Below are 15,280 nucleotides of genomic sequence, written 5' to 3' on the forward strand. Positions count from 1 at the left end.
GACGGGAGGCGCGGTGCCAGCTGGCACTGCGCCTCCCGTCCGCCTGCGGTCGCGGTCAGACCGTTGCTTCGGTCCCCCGCACCTTGCCGACGACGACGTCGACGATCCCCGCGAGCAACGCCGCACCGACGAACCCGAGCGACACCCCGAGCCCGAGCGGCAGGCCCTTCGTGAAGTCCCCGTGCGAGCTGGCCAGCGTCGAGTAGAAGACGCTGCCGACCGCCGCGATCCCGACCGCGGACCCCACACGCGCCCCGACCTGGATGAGACCGCCGGCTGAGCCGCCCTGCTCCACCGGGACCTCGGACAGCGTCAGCGTCTGGTTCGGCGAGATCGTCAACCCAGACCCGATGCCCGCCACCAGCAGCGGCACGACCAGCCACCAGCCGAGGTCCGCCTTGTAGTGGTTCGCCACGACCCAGATCACCGCACCGAGCCCGAGGAGCACCAGGATCGTCCCCACGACGATGAGCTGCCGGCCGAACTTGCTGACGATCCGGCCGCCGAGGGTCGACGCGACGCCTGACCCGATCGCGAACGACACCGAGGATGCCCCCGCGAGCAGTGCCGAGTAGTGCAGACCCGACTGCAGCGCGAGCGTCAGCACGAAGAACAGCGGGGTGAAGCCGGCGAAGTACAGCGTCGCGAGCCCGACACCGAGCGAGAACGAGCGCCGCCGGAACAGCGCCAGGTCGATCACGGGTTCCTTCGACCGCGCGTACCGCCGCTCCCACAGCACGAACAGGACGGCCAACACGACGGCGACGACGAGCAGCCAGTACTTCGTGTTGCCCTTCCACTGCTGGGACTGCACGAAGGGCAGCAGCAGGACGACCACGGCAGCACCGAGCAGCACGATGCCGACGGGGTCGAAGTCGTGCTTCCGCCCCTTCACGCCGGGTGCTGCGGCGGGCAGGTAGCGGAAGGCCAGGAGGATCGTGACGAGTCCGACAGGCAGGTTCACGAAGAACACGAACCGCCATCCGTTCTCAGTGCCGAAGGCCGTGATCAGCAGGCCGCCGATCAGCGGGCCGAGGGCGGTGGCGATGCCGACGGTGGCCCCGAAGAGGCCGAACGCCTTGCCGCGCTCCTTCCCGCGGAACAGCTGCTGGATGAGTGCCGTCACCTGCGGGGTGAGCAGACCGCCGGCAAGACCCTGCACCAGGCGGGCGATCACCAGCACCAGGCCGTTCGGGGCGAAGCCGCACAGGGCACTGGCGACCGTGAACAGCGCGACCCCGACGATGAACATCCGGCGCCGACCGGTGACGTCCCCGAGCCGCCCGCCGGGGACCAGCAACAGACCGAAGGACAGCGCGTACCCGGAGAGGATCCACTGGACCGCCTCCGGCGAGGCGCCGGGCAGTCCCTTCGAGATCGACTGCAGCGCGACGTTGACGATCGACACGTCGAGCAGCACGATGCCACCGCCGAGCAGACAGATGACGAGGGCCTTCCAGCGGTTCGGGTCGGGCTGGTAGTCCTCGTCGCGCTGGGCGGTCCGGGGCGGGGACGACGGCGAGGTCGGCGGCGCCTCCGTCGCTGCGTGGTGGGCGGCGTGGTGCGTGACGGTGGGAGCCGCGTCGGGCTCGACGGGTTTGCGGTGTTCGGCTGTCATGGCGACTTCACGTTAGGCTCCCGGCCGTTCCGGGTCTTGAGCTTCGGGGGTACAGCAACGCGGGCTCCTGCTCCGGCGGCACCGGCGCGGGACTCGAAGGCAGCCGGGGATACGTTCGAGAGCATGAAGCACACAACTCTCGGAAGCGTCGACGGCGGCCTCGACGTCGGGCGCATCGGCCTCGGTTGCATGGGCATGTCCGCGTTCTACACGGGCAGCGGGACGAACGACGCCGAGTCGATCCGCGTCATCCACCGCGCGATCGACCTCGGCGTCACGCTCTTCGACACCGCGGACATGTACGGACCGTTCACGAACGAGAAGCTGCTCGGTCGCGCCCTCCAGGGCAAGCGGGACGGTGTCGTCATCGCGACGAAGTTCGGCAACGTGACCGACCCGGAGCAGCGCAAGACCCGAGCCGTCGACGGACGCCCCGAGTACGTCCACGCGAGCGTCGACGCCTCCCTGGAACGGCTCGGCGTCGAGTACATCGACCTGTACTACCAGCACCGCGTCGACACCTTGGTCCCGATCGAGGAGACGGTGGGCGCCATGGCCGAGCTCGTCACCGCGGGGAAGGTCCGGCACCTCGGCCTGTCCGAGGCCGCGCCCGAGACCATCCGTCGGGCGCACGCGACGCACCCGATCACCGCGCTGCAGACGGAGTACTCGCTGTGGACCCGGGACGTCGAAGCGGGCATCCTCGACGTCGTCCGCGAACTCGGCATCGGTTTCGTGCCGTACTCGCCGCTCGGCCGCGGGTTCCTCACCGGGAGCATCCGCAGCCTAGACCAGCTGGACGAGAACGACTTCCGGCGGTTCAACCCGCGCTTCCAGGGCGACAGCCTCGCGGCGAACATCCGGATCGTGGAGCAGGTCGACTCGGTGGCGCGCGAGCTCGATGCGGCGCCGGGGCAGGTCGCGCTGGCCTGGTTGCTGGCGCAGGGCGACGACATCGTGCCGATCCCCGGGACCAAGCGGCAGCAGTACCTCGAGGAGAACGTCGCCGCCGACGACCTCGAGCTGAGCGCCGACCAGCTCGCGACCCTGGACAGTGTCGCCGCGGTGACCGGCGATCGCTACCCCGACATGTCGACCGTCAACAAGTAGCGCCCGGGGCGCGGGAGCGGACATGAGCATGAGCGCGGCCGTGACGTCGCTGACACCGTTGCAGGAACTCGGCATCCCGGTCGCGCTGGTCGGGGCGGTGTTCCTCGCGATCGGCGCCGAGTTCCAGCAGCACGGCGTCGCGAAGGTGGCCAGCGCCGGTTCGGAGCGTCCGAAGCTGGGTCTCGGACAGGTGCTGGCGCTGGCCCGGCGTCCGTCGTGGCTGCTCGGGACCGTGATGCTCGGGCTCGCGATCGTCCTGCAGCTCGTCAGCCTGTCCCTGGCACCCCTCACGGTCGTGCAGCCACTCGGTGCGGTGGCGCTGGTGATCACCGCGCTCGTGACCGCACGGATGACGAAGCAGCGGCTGAAGGCGCCGGCGATCCGGGCGATCGCGCTGTGCGTCGGCGGCGTCGGGCTGTTCGTCACCATCGCCGCGATGACGACGACCTCTCGGCCGATCACCACGACGCAGCTGCTCATCGTGGTCGTCATCCTCGGGGTCGTCCTCGCGGCCCTGGGCGTCGTGCTCCTGCTCCGGCGGGGCAAGCACGTTCCCCGCCTGTTCACCGTCGTGGCCGCAGGCGTGCTGTTCGGGTTCGTCGCGACCCTGGCGAAGGTCTTGATCACGCGGGTCGAGACGATCGTCCAGTCCGGGATGCGGTTCAGCCCGGGCGAGTGGCTCACGCTCGTCTGCTTCGCGGGACTCATCGTGGCTGCGCTCCTGGGTTCCTACTTCGTGCAGACGGCGTACAGCACCGGATCCCCAGAGGTCGTCGTCGCGGGCCTGACGGTCATCGACCCGCTCGTCGGCGTCACGATCGGCATCGCGGTCCTCGGTGAAGCTGCGTCGACACCGTGGTGGGCGGACGCGGGCTTCGTGATCGCAGGCGTCCTCGCCGTCCTCGGCGTCGTCCGGTTGTCTCGTCTGCAACCTCCACCGGTGCCGCCGCGGAGGCGTCCTGCGCCGGGAGCGTGACCTCGGCGACGGCCGCGCGGTGATCTCATGCTGCTCAACCGAGGCTTCGTACTGCCCGGCCGGTACCTGGTGCTCCGCTCGAGGACTCACTGGGCGGCAACCGGAAAGCAGCGCAGCAGACGGCTCGTCACGCGCCGCGTTGCCTGTACCTTGCGATCATGCAGAGAGTCCAGGGCGTGTGCGTTCGTTGGAGTGATGACGACGGGTGGGGCGTGCTTCGTTCCGACGGAGTCGACTCGGAAGTGTTCGCCCACTTCTCCGAGTTGAACGTGACCGGCTTCCATGCCTTGCTCGCAGGGGACCGCGTGCAGTTCGACGTCGAGCCGTTCCCGTCCGGGCAGGACGGTTACTTCTACCGCGCGCACAACATCACGCCGATGTGACTCGCACCACCCCGACGGTCAGATGAGCAACCACGCACGGGCTCCGTTCCATGGGGCCGACGATCTGCGAGTGGCAGGGCTCGTTCTCGCAGCAGTCGCATTCGTGCGCGAGCGGCGGCAGGGCGGCCCCCGCTGTAGCCCGAACTGAAGTCCGGGACGGCGACCAACCCGCGATCCGGAGGCCGGCCCTCAGTACTCGACGCTGGGCCACTCCTGCAGTCGAGGGAATCGCGGGCGCGGAGGGATCGGCTCGTCATCGTCCAGGACGCGCACGCTCGTGATCATCGTGATCCGATCCGCTTCGTACGACCGATGTGCGATGCCGTCGCGCTCGTCGATGACCAGCGTCCTGCGGTGCGCGGGGTCGTGCTCGTGCTCGAACGTGAAGAGCAGCCAGTGGCCTTTGATGCGCTGAACGAGCACCGGTGAATAGCTTGCGGGCGGTCCCCACAGGAGGAGCATCTCCGGAGTCAGCATCCGAACGGCAGGGGCTACCGCGCCGCTGCGAGGGAAGCTGACCTCCCCCGGCCCGTCAACGGAGTGGAGCACACCGTCCGCATAACGGTCGCGATGTGTGTCCCCTTGCCGGTCGAACGTCCAACTCTCATCGCGATCGTCGACGACCGCTTGGAACTGCCATGGGCGCCCGCGTCCATCGCGACTGACACTGACGCCGCGCGCCAGTCGGCGCCGTGGGAGCCGGAGCGCAGCGACCTCGGTCGGCAGCACGGAGCGCTCAGCCTGGGTGAGCACGGTGTCGAAACGCACCTCACCATTGTGGGGTGATCCTGGACGGGCCATTTCCCTCAGCCTCGACCGCCGCATTCATCGGGCGTGGTGCACCGATCCCTGGGCGGGCTCCCCGCTCGTCACGAACGCGCGGGTGACGCGATTCGCTTCGCAGCCTCGACCACGAACCGCCGACGAGCGGCTCGTTCCTGCTCGTCGCCGGGTCCCGCCCCGGTGATCATCTCCGCGAGCTGCGGCACGGTCTGCCACCACGCGGCCAGTGCGATGAGCGAGAACACCAGGTGTGCGGGGCTGACGTCCGGGTCGATGAGGCCTTCCCGTTGGGCTTCGGCGAAGCGGGCGACCTTCTCCTGGTAGTGCTTCGTCCGGACCTCGGCACGGGCGGGCGGACCGGGCTGCAAGCCTTCCCACTGCAGCAGGCGGGCGATCTCGGGATGGGCTGCGTGGTAGTCGTACGTGGCACCGGCGAACTCCCCGATGTCCTGCAACCCCGCGCCGGACAGCTCCACGGCGGTGGCGAGACGTTCGAGCTCGGTGGTGAGCACGAGGTCCCAGAGCGCCTGCTTGTCGCCGAAGTAGCTGTACAGCCGCTCTTTGTTGACCCCGGACCGCGCAGCGATGGCGGCGACGGTCGTGCCTTCGAACCCGTGAGCAGCGAACTCCACCAGCGCGGCGTCGCGCAGGCGACGCTGCGTCCCTTCGACATCCCAGGCCATGCGGGAACTGTACCAACTCAGCGGTTGGAGTTCGGACCGGGGCGTCCTACACTGCAACCACATCGTTGGAGTTGGAGATTGACATGACCGAGATCACGCACCTTCCCGCTGAGCTTCGACCACCGGAACCAGGGACGATCGCCCTGGTCACCGGAGCGAGCAGCGGCATCGGACTCGAGACCGCCCGACAACTCCGCGACCACGGCCTGGTCGTGTGGGTCGCCGCGCGCGACGTCGAGCGCGGCCGAGCGGCAGCCGCACAGCTCGGCGCAGACGTGCAGTTCGTCCGGATCGACGTCTCCGACCCGATGTCAGTCACGGAGGCAGCGGAGCAGGTCGGCGCCCTGGACATCCTCATCAACAACGCCGGCGTGAACCCCGGCGGCGAGGACATCACCGGGACCTCGCTGGAGCAGTTGCGCAACGCCTACGAAACCAACGTCTTCGGCCTCATCGGTGTGACGCAGGCCTTCCTGCCGGCACTCCGACGGTCTGCGCATCCGCGCATCGTCAACGTCTCCAGCGGAACCGGGTCTCTCACGTGGAACAGCGGCCCGAACCCGCAGTTCGACTGGGAACGGCCGAAGGGTGGCGGACTGGCGTACCGGAGTTCGAAGACCGCGGTCAACGCCGTGACGATGCTCACGGCGCAAGCACTGGAGGACGGGTTCAAGGTGAACGCCCTCGCGCCTGGTCTGCGCCGCACGAACCTGGTCCCCGGAATGTCCGTCGGCGGTGACCCGACCGAAGCCGCCACCGGCGGCCTCCGTCTGGCGTTCCTCCCGGATGACGGCCCGACCGGCGCCCTCTGGTCGTGGGACGGAACCCGCGTTCCCTGGTGACCTCCGCGCCTCCCCGCCACGCGCCTCCCGGCTTCGAGCACTCAGGTGCCGAGCGCGGACTCGATTCTCGGGATCGTCCGGCGCATCGCGTACTCGTCGTGGTTCGGTTGGCCGTCGATCATCCAGAGACGCACGAATCCGGGTCCGGCGGCCCTCGGCGCCAACCGGACGGCGATCCCCCAACGAAGGGTGCTGCCGAGGGGAATCTGCTCGTCGAAGACCTCGAACCCGGTGATCTCCGGACGGGTGGCGATCAACACCCCTTCCCGCTCACCACGGCGTGACCAGGTCCGGAGACCGTTCCGGTCGAAACCGAGATCGCAGGGGAACCGGGGTCCGAGGCCGGGGCTCCAGGCCTCGAGTTCGGCAAGTGTCGAGTCCGTAGCGTGGGCCTCCACGAACACGGCACCCGGGTTCGCCTCGGTCTCCCGCTGCAACCGGTCTCGGCGTCTGTGGTTGACCACGCTGATGGCGAGCCCCGCGCCGAAGCCGATGGTGACGATGCCTCCCAGGCGCAGCACCTGGACGAGGCCGTCGGGATTCCCCGGGCCGACCAACACCGCGAGGACGATCGTCGCCGCAGCGAAGACGACAGTGAGCGTGGTGAGGAGGATCGTCGATGGCCGCACACGTCGACCCTGCCAGATCGTCTGCTTGCTCACCCGAGCGGCTCGACACCGTAGCTGGTGACCACCGCCCGCAGCTCGTCCAGGTACGTCTGCGCCTGCACGGTGAGGGGCACCGAGGCGTGCGCGATCCAGCCGATCTCGATGCGCTCGTCGACGTCGAGGGGGATCGCGACGATCTCGGGATCGAGGTCGTCGCTGATGAGACCCGTCGAGATCGTGTAGCCGCCGAGGCCGATCATGAGGTTGAAGATCGTCGCCCGGTCCGAGACGCGGATCTCCCGCTTGCTGGACATCGTCGACAGGATCTCCTCGGCCAAGTAGAAGGAGTTGTTCGCGCCCTGGTCGAAAGTGAGCCGAGGGAGGTCTTCGAGGTCGGCGAGGGTCGCACGTTCCCGTGACGCGAGCGGGCTCCGCCGGGCCACGAAGATGTGCGGTTGGGCGACGAACAGCGGCGTGAACACGACCCCGGCATCCCGCAGCAACTTCCCGAGGACCTGCCGGTTGAAGTCGTTGCGGTACAGGATGCCCACCTCGCTCCGCAGCGTCCGGACGTCCTCGATGATGTCCCAGGTGCGCGTCTCACGGAGCGAGAACTCGTACTCGTCCGCCGCCGCTCCTTCCACCATCCGGACGAAGGCCTCCACCGCGAACGAGTAGTGCTGCGCGGACACCCCGAGCAGTCGGCGGGACGGCTGCCCCCCGACGTAGCGCTGCTCGAGGAGGGAGACCTGCTCGACGACCTGTCGCGCGTACCCGAGGAACTCGACGCCGTCGACGGTGAGCACGACCCCCCGTGCCGATCGGGTGAAGAGCGGCCGACCGATCCGCGCCTCCAGGTCCTTCATCGCCGCGGACAGGGTGGGTTGCGCGACGTAGAGCAGATCGGCCGCTGCGCTGATGGAGCCCTCTGACGCGACCTCGATGAAGTACCGGAGCTGCTGCAGCGTGATGTCGTTCGAGACTCGGGCCATAGCGTGAGGCTATACCTGCGCATAGTGATTCCGGATTACCCGATGACCCCGTTGTCACGTCATGATCGAGGGACACCTTCCACAGTGCCTCCGGGCGCTCGACGTACGGACTGCCGACCATGGCGAACGATCTCACCTTCAGCATCACCAGGACCCGGTTCGACGAGGACTACTCCCCGTCGGACAGCTCCCGGCTGACCACGAACTTCGCCAACCTCGCGCGCGGCGAGCACCGCCAGCAGAACCTCCGCAGCGCGCTCGCGATGATCGACCGTCGGTGCAACGAGCTCGCATCCGCCGGCAACCCGGACGGCGACCGGTACCGCGTCGAGCTCGACATCGTCTCGGTCACGGCGCACTTCGTCGACGAAGGCACGGTCGGTGCGTTCCCGCTGCTCGAGATGCTCGACGTCACGATCCTCGATCAGCACACCGGGGAACGCCACCAGGGGATCCTGGGCAACAACTTCTCCTCGTACCTGCGTGACTACGACTTCGCCGTCCTGCTGCCGTCCGTCAAGGAGGACTCGGGGATCCCCGACGACTTCGGCCAGCTCCACGGCCAGCTCTTCCAGCGCTTCCTGGAGTCGGATGCCTTCCGCTCGCAGTTCGATGCCGAGCCCGTCGTCTGCATCAGCGTCTCCACGAGCCAGACGTACCAGCAGGCGGGGACCGTCCACTCGGTCCTCGGTGCCGAGTACCAGCACGAGCACTCCTCGCTGACCGACGACTACTTCGGCCGGATGGGCATGCAGGTCCGCTACTTCATGCCCCGGGGCGGGAAGGCGCCACTCGCGTTCTACACGCGCGGCGATCTCCTGAACGACTACTCGGACCTCCAGCTCATCGGCACGATCAGCACCATGGAGACGTTCCAGAAGATCTACCGCCCGGAGATCTACAACGCGAACACGGCCGCTCCGAGCACGTACCGTCCGAGCCTCCAGCACACGGACTACACGACGCCCGACGTCTCGTACGACCGGGAGGAGCGCAGCCGCCTCGCGATCACCCAGGGCCGGTACACCGAGGAGCACCTCGTGAAGCCGCACCGAGCACTCCTCGAGCGGTGGGCCACCGACGCCGCCGTCCCGACCCGTTGACCTCCATCCCACCCGACAGGACCACATCCGCATGAGCACTCTCCTGCCCACCTCGATCGTCGGCAGCCTGCCGAAACCGTCCTGGCTCGCCGAGCCCGAGCGGCTCTGGTCTCCCTGGCTGCTTGAAGGAGCCGCGCTGACCGAGGGCAAGCAGGACGCACTCCGGGCCGCGGTCCACGAGCAGGAGCGCCACGGCATCGACATCGTCAGCGACGGCGAGCAGACCCGCCAGCACTTCGTCACGACGTTCATCGAGCACCTCGACGGTGTCGACCTCGAGCGCAAGGAGACCGTCCGGATCCGTGACCGGTACGACGCGGCCGTCCCGACCGTCGTCGGTGCCGTGAGCCGTCGTCAGCCGGTCTTCGTCGAGGACGCTGCGTTCCTCAGGGCGCAGACCGACCGGCCGATCAAGTGGGCGCTCCCCGGCCCGATGACCATGATCGACACGCTCTCGGACCAGCACTACAAGAGCCGCGAGAAGCTGGCGTGGGAGTTCGCGACGATCCTCAACCAGGAAGCCCGGGAGCTCGAAGCGGCCGGCGTCGACATCATCCAGTTCGACGAGCCCGCGTTCACCGTGTTCCACGACGAGGTACAGGACTGGGGCGTCGCCGCACTCGAACGCGCCGCCGAGGGTCTGCGCGCCGAGACCGTCGTGCACATCTGTTACGGCTACGGGATCGAGGCCAACAACAACTGGAAGGCGACCCTCGGGCCGGAGTGGCGGCAGTACGAGCAGTCGTTCCCGCTGCTGCAGCAGTCGTCGATCGACATCATCTCGTTGGAGAGCATCCACTCCAAGGTCCCGCTCGAGCTCGTCGAACTCATCCGCGGGAAGAAGGTCATGCTCGGGGCGATCGACGTCGCGACCGAGACCGTGGAGACGCCGGAGGAGGTCGCGGAGGTGCTCCGTCGTGCGCTCGAGTTCGTCGACGCCGACAAGCTCATCCCGAGCTCCAACTGCGGGATGGCGCCGCTCGCGCGGGGTGCGGCGCTCTCGAAGCTCGGCGCTCTCTCCGCTGGCGCGGACATCGTCCGAGCAGAGCTCGTCGGCGCGGCCGCCCCGTCAGGACGCTAGTCACCCCAGCTCATTGCGTCGGCGGTGTGCTCGGCTCTCGATCCTGCCTGGAGGCACGGCTGCCGTCCGACCGACAGGTCGCGTTGGTACTGGTGTCACCCCTCTCCTCGAGCACGAACCCGGATTCGACCTGTGCTCGCGATGACGATCGTTGCGAACAGCGCTGCGACGATCCAGGTCCCGACGCCGAGCGGGCCCGCGAGCGCGAGGTCAGGCGGGGACTCGGCGGACGAGAACAGCAGCACGAGACCACCCGTGCCCGAGAACGGCGGGCCACACTGAGCCGTTCCAGATCCGGAGCCAGCCGAGGATCGTCCCGAAGGCCGTCGCTCCGACGATCATCAAGAAGACACCGAACACATCTGGACGATCGAAGTTGTAGCCCAGCAAGATGATCGGGCTGTGCCAGACGCCCCACACGACGCCGGTGATCAGCACTGCCGGCCAGTCGCCGAGAGGCCGGAGCGCCGGGAGGAGAAAACCCCGCCACCCGACTTCCTCACCGAACGCGAGTAGCCCGTTCAGCACTGCGGCGATGGGGATCGACGCGACCTGCACGAGGACGAGCACACCGGTCGGCGCGATGTCCCGCGCTTCTTCGGGGAGCATCGCGGCGTACCCGCTGAACGTGTCGAGGTCGAGGCGGACGAGACGCAGGAGCGCGGCGACTGCGATGCCGGCAACGACGACGAGTGGTAGCAGAACGATCGCGCCGAGCGAGAAGCGCACCAGCTTTCCGACGGGTCGCAGAGGGACGACGCCGAGCTGCCCGAGAGCCTGACGCACGGGAACACGTTGCTGCAGCAGCACGACGATCGCCGCTGCTCCGCAGGGTGTGAGCATCATCGTTGGCAGAACCCACAACGCATGTGCGGACGCCAAGCCTGCCGGATCGATCCGCAGAGGGAGACAGGCGAGCCAGCCGAAAGCGCAGGCCAGAACCGTGAAGGTCAGGACTGGCCTCCAGCGGACCGTCACACCGTCAACGCGAAGCATGAGGCGCCTTCCGGACTGCTCCGTGCGCGGCTGCCACGCTCCACAGACCTCCGGCCAGCAGGACCGCAGCGCAGAGGACCACCGCGGACACGCTGTTCGTTCGGCCCGTCGCGGCGGCGACCGTGCCGAGAACCACTACGGCGCCGGCAGCAACACTGGCCGGTAGGACGGCAGCTTGGTGTCCTCGGCGCCACGCTGCCGCGTCTCGCATGGTCGCTCTCGTGCGGACACCGACGAATGAATTCCGACCGACGACACCGCGTGCCGGCAAGACAACGGAGACCGCGGTCAACACGGCGGCAACCATCTCGACGAAGATCATTCTCTTTCCCTTTCTCAGATCGGCCGGGCCGAAAGTTCATCGGTCGCACGACCCCCGCACTTCCTGTTGGATAAGCGCCACCGCGATCGCGTCGGCCACGCGTGGAGCCTTTGCGAGTGTGTGGACCGCGGCAGTGACTCCGGCCGCGTTGGCGATGACCGCCCCCGCCGCTCGGACCTCTCCGTTGATCCAGGTCGATGCCCCCTCGCGCTGCCAGCTCACGGTGCGAACGGGTTCGGCTCCAGGCTCGAGCGCCCAGTCGGCGTATCGACACAGATCGTCGAACGTGGACCAGACGCCGCCTGCCGCCGCGAACGACGACTCCCCGAGCGCCCACGGCCTGATCGCACGACCGAAGAGCTTCGGCACCACGCGCTCTTCTCGCGCAGGCACGAGCGCCGCAGAGGTGATGCCCGCCGGCTCGAGGACCTGTTGACGCACGGCGTCGAACCAATCGCCTCGCACCTCGTCGAGCACAGCGCCGAGGAGCGCGTACCCGAGGTTCGAGTAGACGAACCGGCCGCGGGCCGTGACCGGTATCGCGGCTGCCAGCTCGAGAGGAACACCGACGGCCCTTCGGTACGGGTCGCCGAACAGGCCGTCACGCATCGTGGGCAGAAGTCGCGGCAGCCCGGAAGTGTGGTGGACCAGGTCCGCGACGGTCATCTCGTCGTCGGGCACACCGGGGAGGTAGTGCACGACCGGCCGCTCGACCTCGAGGGTGAGACAAGCCGTCGTGCCCACGACTCCCTTCGTGATGCTCCCCCACTCGAGTATCGAAGAGGTAGCGTACGGCCCGCGAGGCTCACGGACGGTTCGCCAGCCGTCGCCTGCGCGAAGGCTGGCTCGCCAATGTCCAGATGTCGTCCGTGCATCTCGCACGACGGCTCCGTCCACTACGAGCCGAAGCCGTCATCGTTGGGCTCGATCGATCGTTCGCGCTGCCGTGCTGCGAACCACGTTGCCGGCCCCATGATGGGGATGAAGAGGACGACGACCGTCCATGCGAGCAGACGGCGGCCAGAAGTCGAACTGGATTGGATCAGCGACAAGAACGCTGCGAGTGCGACCAACAGCGCAACAACGGACACGGTCATCAGCACTCCGTCGAGCGCTGTCGGAACGAGTGGATTCATCGTGTACTTCTCCGCCCGGGCATCATCTCGTTCACTCCCAGCGGTTGTACGTGATCGCGCCGTTTCCCTTGGCGCTGAGCCGCTGGACCGCGGAGTACGTGCTCCACGCGACCGTTCCCCATTGGGTAGGCACGCCACGCTTCACGACGACCTTGCACTTCGCGGTGGCCTGTCCTCCGCTGATGTAGCCGCTGCTCTTGGAGGTCGTCACCTGAGTGAACGGCTGGACGTTCCTGACCACCGTGCACGAGTAACCGAGCATCTTCCTCGCGGTAGTGCCGCTGTACTCGTACGACATCGAGACCTTCGTCTCGGTGAGCCTGATTCCAGCGAAGGCGAACCACTGCGTACCCCAGGACGACCGCGATGCCGCCCTCGTCCCGATCCCGAGGCCATCTTCGTTTTGCACGGCCCCCGACGGCTCCACCTCTCCCCACTCGAAGTCCCCGCTCGTGCGAACGGTCTCGGGGCCAAGCACCCTCTCGTCGGAGGCGGCAGTTGCGGCAGACGCAACAGCCGGATCCAAGAAGTACGAGGCGAGCTCGTGCCGTTGTTCACCGCTGAGGTGGTCGAAGGCCGCGACGTCCGACGAGGCTCCGGAAGCAACGAGGTCGGCTCGGATGGCCGACAACACTGCGGACGGCGTTCGCGGAGCGGCAACGTTGCTGGCGGCGGGCGGGGCGGCCGCGGCGCTGGCTGGTGCGGTACCAATCATGGAGGTGGCAACGACGGCGCACACTGCGCCGATCGAGACAATCCGTCCGTAGGTCGGCTGCTTCATGAACCTTCCCCTCACTCTCCGGCCCCAACGCCGGGTCTCGTGGTCGGCAGCGTGCTGACAGTGAGCAGTCAACTCGTCGATACATCAGATACGCAACATTAGACGCGGGCCGCGCGTGTCGCCCAGGCTCGGCGAGAGAGCGTGCGGCCGTGCGCCGGGCATCGCCCGAGGGATGACAATGCTCGACATGCTTCAGCGCGAGAAGTTGGCGGAAGCTGCCTCCCCGTGACCGCCTGTCGCGATGCGCTTCCCCGCAGTCCGCCAGCCGCGTACAGTCCCAGCCAACGCACCACTGGCGGAAGATGGGGGACGCGATGCGACTGATCACGGGGACGACACTGGTCGTCGCACTGGCAGCGGGAGCGCTGATCGGTCTCGCGCCACCAGCGACCGCGGCCGGATCGGGAACGATCACCGTGCAGCTCACGACGCTGGACGGCACCGCGATCCGGCTGGCGGACGTCGAACTCGCAGCGATCGGCGCTGACGCGGTCGTCGGGAACGCCACCACCGACGGCGACGGCACCGCGACGTTCACCGGCATCCCCGCGCCCGACACCGTCACGGTGGCGACACGGCAGCTCCCGCCGCACGGCGACGAGACCTACACCCCCGGGCTCCGCTCGGACATCGAAGTCCGCAGTGGTTCGACGGTCTCGGTCACCCTGCCGCTCGTGATCGGCGCCACCGTGCAGGGCGAGGTGGTCGGCCCAACGGGACCCGCCGCAGGACGACTCATGTACGCATGGAACGAGGACACATCGCAGGTGTTCCGGACGACCTCGGACAGCACGGGCCAGTACCAGTTCGTCGGACTCAGCACCGGGAAGTACCGCATCGAGGCGTACGCTAGCGGAACTGCGTCGCCCGCGGTCTGGAAGACCCGGGTGTACCAGCAGCGCGGGACGCTCCCGGCTTCGCAGGTGACGTTGTCGCGGCATTACGCGCACAACGATTACGACCTGACCGTCTACGCCGCCTCGGCTTCCCGCAACCCGTCGGGACAACTCAGTGGTGCGAGCGTCACCGTGACGAACGCGGCGACCGGAGCATCGTTCTCCACCCGGTTCTCCACGCTGCTCGACAACGAACAGACGGCGCAGTTTCAGATCCCGTCCGGGCAGTACTTGGTGGAGCTCCGCACGGCAGCGACATCCGCCACGCCCGCACAGGTGCTGTGGCTCGCACGACCCGGTGGCGTCTACCGATACGTCACCGACCGAGCACAGGCCGTCCCGGTGAAGGCCGTGTTCGGCGGTCACAACTTCTGGGGCGGGTCGTTCTCGGAGACAGCATCGCGCTGAGTGCCCCGTGAAGCCCTCGGGCTCGCCTCACGACCCCTGACACAGACGGGTCAGCCCTGGAGCGTTGACTACTCACATGATCACCAAGAGCAAGATTCACGAGGTCGAGAACGCGCCCGTCCGAGACCGCGACGGCGCGTCGGTCGGCAAGGTCGCGCAGGTGTTCCCCTCCGACGACGACGGCAGCGCCGCGTTCGTCAGCGTCGCGACAGGGCTGCTCGGGAGTCACCACACGCTCGTCCCGGTCGAGGATGCCACGTTCGACGGCACGGACCTGCACGTCGGGTACGCGAAGAGCGCGATCAAGGGCGCGCCCTCCCCCGGAGCAGGGAACACCTTGTCCGTCACCGAGGCGAGCGCCGTCCGCAAGCACTTCGGGCTGTCGCCCGCCGGCAAGGCGACCGGCGATATGGGCGACCCGCACGAGAACCTCGACCAGGCGGGCACCGGCCCGGCGGGCGCGGACGACACCGAGGGTGCGGGAACGACGCCACCTGCGTGAGCGCTTCTGGGGCTCGCGCTGTCACGCCCGCTGGATACGCGCCTCCAGACCCGGACTGGA

At 68.1% G+C, this 15,280-nt stretch carries 18 protein-coding genes; 8 read left to right on the top strand and 10 right to left on the bottom strand.

Annotated features, from left to right (window positions below):
- Window positions 1–55: 55 nt before the first annotated feature.
- Window positions 56–1,618, bottom strand: coding sequence for an MFS transporter (locus tag J7E22_RS14620; RefSeq protein WP_214982570.1), 1,563 nt, complete (start codon window positions 1,616–1,618; stop codon window positions 56–58).
- A 123-nt stretch (window positions 1,619–1,741) separates the two neighbouring features.
- On the opposite strand from J7E22_RS14620, the gene J7E22_RS14625 reads away from it, so the two are divergent.
- From J7E22_RS14625 to J7E22_RS14635, 3 genes are all read left to right on the top strand, one after another.
- Complete coding sequence (locus tag J7E22_RS14625) at window positions 1,742–2,728, top strand: aldo/keto reductase (RefSeq protein WP_214982571.1); 987 nt, start codon at window positions 1,742–1,744, stop codon at window positions 2,726–2,728.
- 22 nt (window positions 2,729–2,750) lie between these two features.
- Window positions 2,751–3,704, top strand: coding sequence for a DMT family transporter (locus J7E22_RS14630; RefSeq protein ID WP_214982572.1), 954 nt, complete (start codon window positions 2,751–2,753; stop codon window positions 3,702–3,704).
- Between the two features lie 158 nt (window positions 3,705–3,862).
- Window positions 3,863–4,087: a cold-shock protein gene (locus tag J7E22_RS14635; protein ID WP_214982573.1), complete on the top strand. Its 225-nt coding sequence runs from the start codon at window positions 3,863–3,865 to the stop codon at window positions 4,085–4,087.
- 189 nt (window positions 4,088–4,276) lie between these two features.
- Here J7E22_RS14635 and J7E22_RS14640 read toward each other — a convergent pair whose 3' ends face one another.
- Window positions 4,277–4,855: a hypothetical protein gene (locus J7E22_RS14640; RefSeq protein WP_214982574.1), complete on the bottom strand. Its 579-nt coding sequence runs from the start codon at window positions 4,853–4,855 to the stop codon at window positions 4,277–4,279.
- 101 nt (window positions 4,856–4,956) lie between these two features.
- A complete protein-coding gene (locus J7E22_RS14645) occupies window positions 4,957–5,553 on the bottom strand; it encodes a TetR family transcriptional regulator (RefSeq protein ID WP_214982575.1) in 597 nt (198 codons plus the stop codon).
- An 83-nt stretch (window positions 5,554–5,636) separates the two neighbouring features.
- On the opposite strand from J7E22_RS14645, the gene J7E22_RS14650 reads away from it, so the two are divergent.
- Window positions 5,637–6,395: an SDR family NAD(P)-dependent oxidoreductase gene (locus J7E22_RS14650; protein WP_214982576.1), complete on the top strand. Its 759-nt coding sequence runs from the start codon at window positions 5,637–5,639 to the stop codon at window positions 6,393–6,395.
- A 41-nt stretch (window positions 6,396–6,436) separates the two neighbouring features.
- Here J7E22_RS14650 and J7E22_RS14655 read toward each other — a convergent pair whose 3' ends face one another.
- Window positions 6,437–7,057, bottom strand: coding sequence for a hypothetical protein (locus J7E22_RS14655; protein WP_214982577.1), 621 nt, complete (start codon window positions 7,055–7,057; stop codon window positions 6,437–6,439).
- Complete coding sequence (locus tag J7E22_RS14660; RefSeq protein ID WP_214982578.1) at window positions 7,054–7,995, bottom strand: LysR family transcriptional regulator; 942 nt, start codon at window positions 7,993–7,995, stop codon at window positions 7,054–7,056. Before J7E22_RS14660 ends, J7E22_RS14655 begins: the two co-directional genes overlap by 4 nt.
- A gap of 119 nt (window positions 7,996–8,114) precedes the next feature.
- Here J7E22_RS14660 and J7E22_RS14665 point away from each other — a divergent pair, with 119 nt between their 5' ends.
- Both J7E22_RS14665 and J7E22_RS14670 read left to right on the top strand, forming a co-directional pair.
- On the top strand, window positions 8,115–9,098 hold the full coding sequence (locus J7E22_RS14665) for a putative oxygenase MesX (RefSeq protein ID WP_214982579.1): 984 nt from the start codon (window positions 8,115–8,117) through the stop codon (window positions 9,096–9,098).
- A 31-nt stretch (window positions 9,099–9,129) separates the two neighbouring features.
- Window positions 9,130–10,179 (top strand): methionine synthase, encoded by a 1,050-nt coding sequence (locus J7E22_RS14670; protein ID WP_214982580.1) that lies wholly within the window; start codon window positions 9,130–9,132, stop codon window positions 10,177–10,179.
- 210 nt (window positions 10,180–10,389) lie between these two features.
- Here J7E22_RS14670 and J7E22_RS14675 read toward each other — a convergent pair whose 3' ends face one another.
- The 5 genes from J7E22_RS14675 to J7E22_RS14695 form a co-directional block, all read right to left on the bottom strand.
- Window positions 10,390–11,025 (bottom strand): CPBP family intramembrane glutamic endopeptidase, encoded by a 636-nt coding sequence (locus J7E22_RS14675; protein ID WP_214982581.1) that lies wholly within the window; start codon window positions 11,023–11,025, stop codon window positions 10,390–10,392.
- Window positions 11,026–11,161: 136 nt separating this feature from the next.
- The gene (locus J7E22_RS18435) at window positions 11,162–11,497 is read right to left on the bottom strand and encodes an SdpI family protein (RefSeq protein WP_374193281.1); all 336 of its coding nucleotides are present in this window, start codon (window positions 11,495–11,497) and stop codon (window positions 11,162–11,164) included.
- Between the two features lie 36 nt (window positions 11,498–11,533).
- Window positions 11,534–12,394 carry a serine hydrolase domain-containing protein gene (locus J7E22_RS14685; RefSeq protein WP_308159267.1) on the bottom strand — a complete coding sequence of 287 codons (861 nt, stop codon included), beginning with the start codon at window positions 12,392–12,394 and terminating at the stop codon, window positions 11,534–11,536.
- Window positions 12,394–12,633, bottom strand: coding sequence for a PLDc N-terminal domain-containing protein (locus J7E22_RS14690; RefSeq protein WP_214982584.1), 240 nt, complete (start codon window positions 12,631–12,633; stop codon window positions 12,394–12,396). The genes J7E22_RS14685 and J7E22_RS14690 overlap by 1 nt, the downstream gene beginning before the upstream one ends.
- A gap of 31 nt (window positions 12,634–12,664) precedes the next feature.
- On the bottom strand, window positions 12,665–13,414 hold the full coding sequence (locus J7E22_RS14695) for a hypothetical protein (protein ID WP_214982585.1): 750 nt from the start codon (window positions 13,412–13,414) through the stop codon (window positions 12,665–12,667).
- Window positions 13,415–13,728: 314 nt separating this feature from the next.
- Between J7E22_RS14695 and J7E22_RS14700 the strand changes: the two genes are divergently transcribed.
- Both J7E22_RS14700 and J7E22_RS14705 read left to right on the top strand, forming a co-directional pair.
- Entirely contained in the window at window positions 13,729–14,718 is a 990-nt protein-coding gene (locus J7E22_RS14700) for a carboxypeptidase-like regulatory domain-containing protein (RefSeq protein ID WP_214982586.1), read from the top strand.
- A gap of 76 nt (window positions 14,719–14,794) precedes the next feature.
- A complete protein-coding gene (locus tag J7E22_RS14705) occupies window positions 14,795–15,220 on the top strand; it encodes a PRC-barrel domain-containing protein (protein WP_214982587.1) in 426 nt (141 codons plus the stop codon).
- Window positions 15,221–15,280 lie beyond the last annotated feature (60 nt).

Origin of the sequence: Curtobacterium sp. ISL-83 (assembly GCF_018613895.1) — a bacterium.
GTDB lineage: Bacteria > Actinomycetota > Actinomycetes > Actinomycetales > Microbacteriaceae > Curtobacterium.

Bases quoted from the DNA above. Each gene is read 5' to 3' on its own strand.
- J7E22_RS14620 (WP_214982570.1), bottom strand. From the start codon at position 1,618: ATGACAGCCGAACACCGCAAACCCGTCGAGCCCGACGCGGCTCCCACC.
- J7E22_RS14695 (WP_214982585.1), bottom strand. From the start codon at position 13,414: ATGAAGCAGCCGACCTACGGACGGATTGTCTCGATCGGCGCAGTGTGC.
- J7E22_RS14630 (WP_214982572.1), top strand. From the start codon at position 2,751: ATGAGCATGAGCGCGGCCGTGACGTCGCTGACACCGTTGCAGGAACTC.
- J7E22_RS14645 (WP_214982575.1), bottom strand. From the start codon at position 5,553: ATGGCCTGGGATGTCGAAGGGACGCAGCGTCGCCTGCGCGACGCCGCG.
- J7E22_RS14665 (WP_214982579.1), top strand. From the start codon at position 8,115: ATGGCGAACGATCTCACCTTCAGCATCACCAGGACCCGGTTCGACGAG.
- J7E22_RS14660 (WP_214982578.1), bottom strand. From the start codon at position 7,995: ATGGCCCGAGTCTCGAACGACATCACGCTGCAGCAGCTCCGGTACTTC.
- J7E22_RS14670 (WP_214982580.1), top strand. From the start codon at position 9,130: ATGAGCACTCTCCTGCCCACCTCGATCGTCGGCAGCCTGCCGAAACCG.
- J7E22_RS14700 (WP_214982586.1), top strand. From the start codon at position 13,729: ATGCGACTGATCACGGGGACGACACTGGTCGTCGCACTGGCAGCGGGA.
- J7E22_RS14635 (WP_214982573.1), top strand. From the start codon at position 3,863: ATGCAGAGAGTCCAGGGCGTGTGCGTTCGTTGGAGTGATGACGACGGG.
- J7E22_RS14690 (WP_214982584.1), bottom strand. From the start codon at position 12,633: ATGAATCCACTCGTTCCGACAGCGCTCGACGGAGTGCTGATGACCGTG.
- J7E22_RS14625 (WP_214982571.1), top strand. From the start codon at position 1,742: ATGAAGCACACAACTCTCGGAAGCGTCGACGGCGGCCTCGACGTCGGG.
- J7E22_RS14650 (WP_214982576.1), top strand. From the start codon at position 5,637: ATGACCGAGATCACGCACCTTCCCGCTGAGCTTCGACCACCGGAACCA.
- J7E22_RS14675 (WP_214982581.1), bottom strand. From the start codon at position 11,025: ATGATGCTCACACCCTGCGGAGCAGCGGCGATCGTCGTGCTGCTGCAG.
- J7E22_RS14705 (WP_214982587.1), top strand. From the start codon at position 14,795: ATGATCACCAAGAGCAAGATTCACGAGGTCGAGAACGCGCCCGTCCGA.
- J7E22_RS18435 (WP_374193281.1), bottom strand. From the start codon at position 11,497: ATGATCTTCGTCGAGATGGTTGCCGCCGTGTTGACCGCGGTCTCCGTT.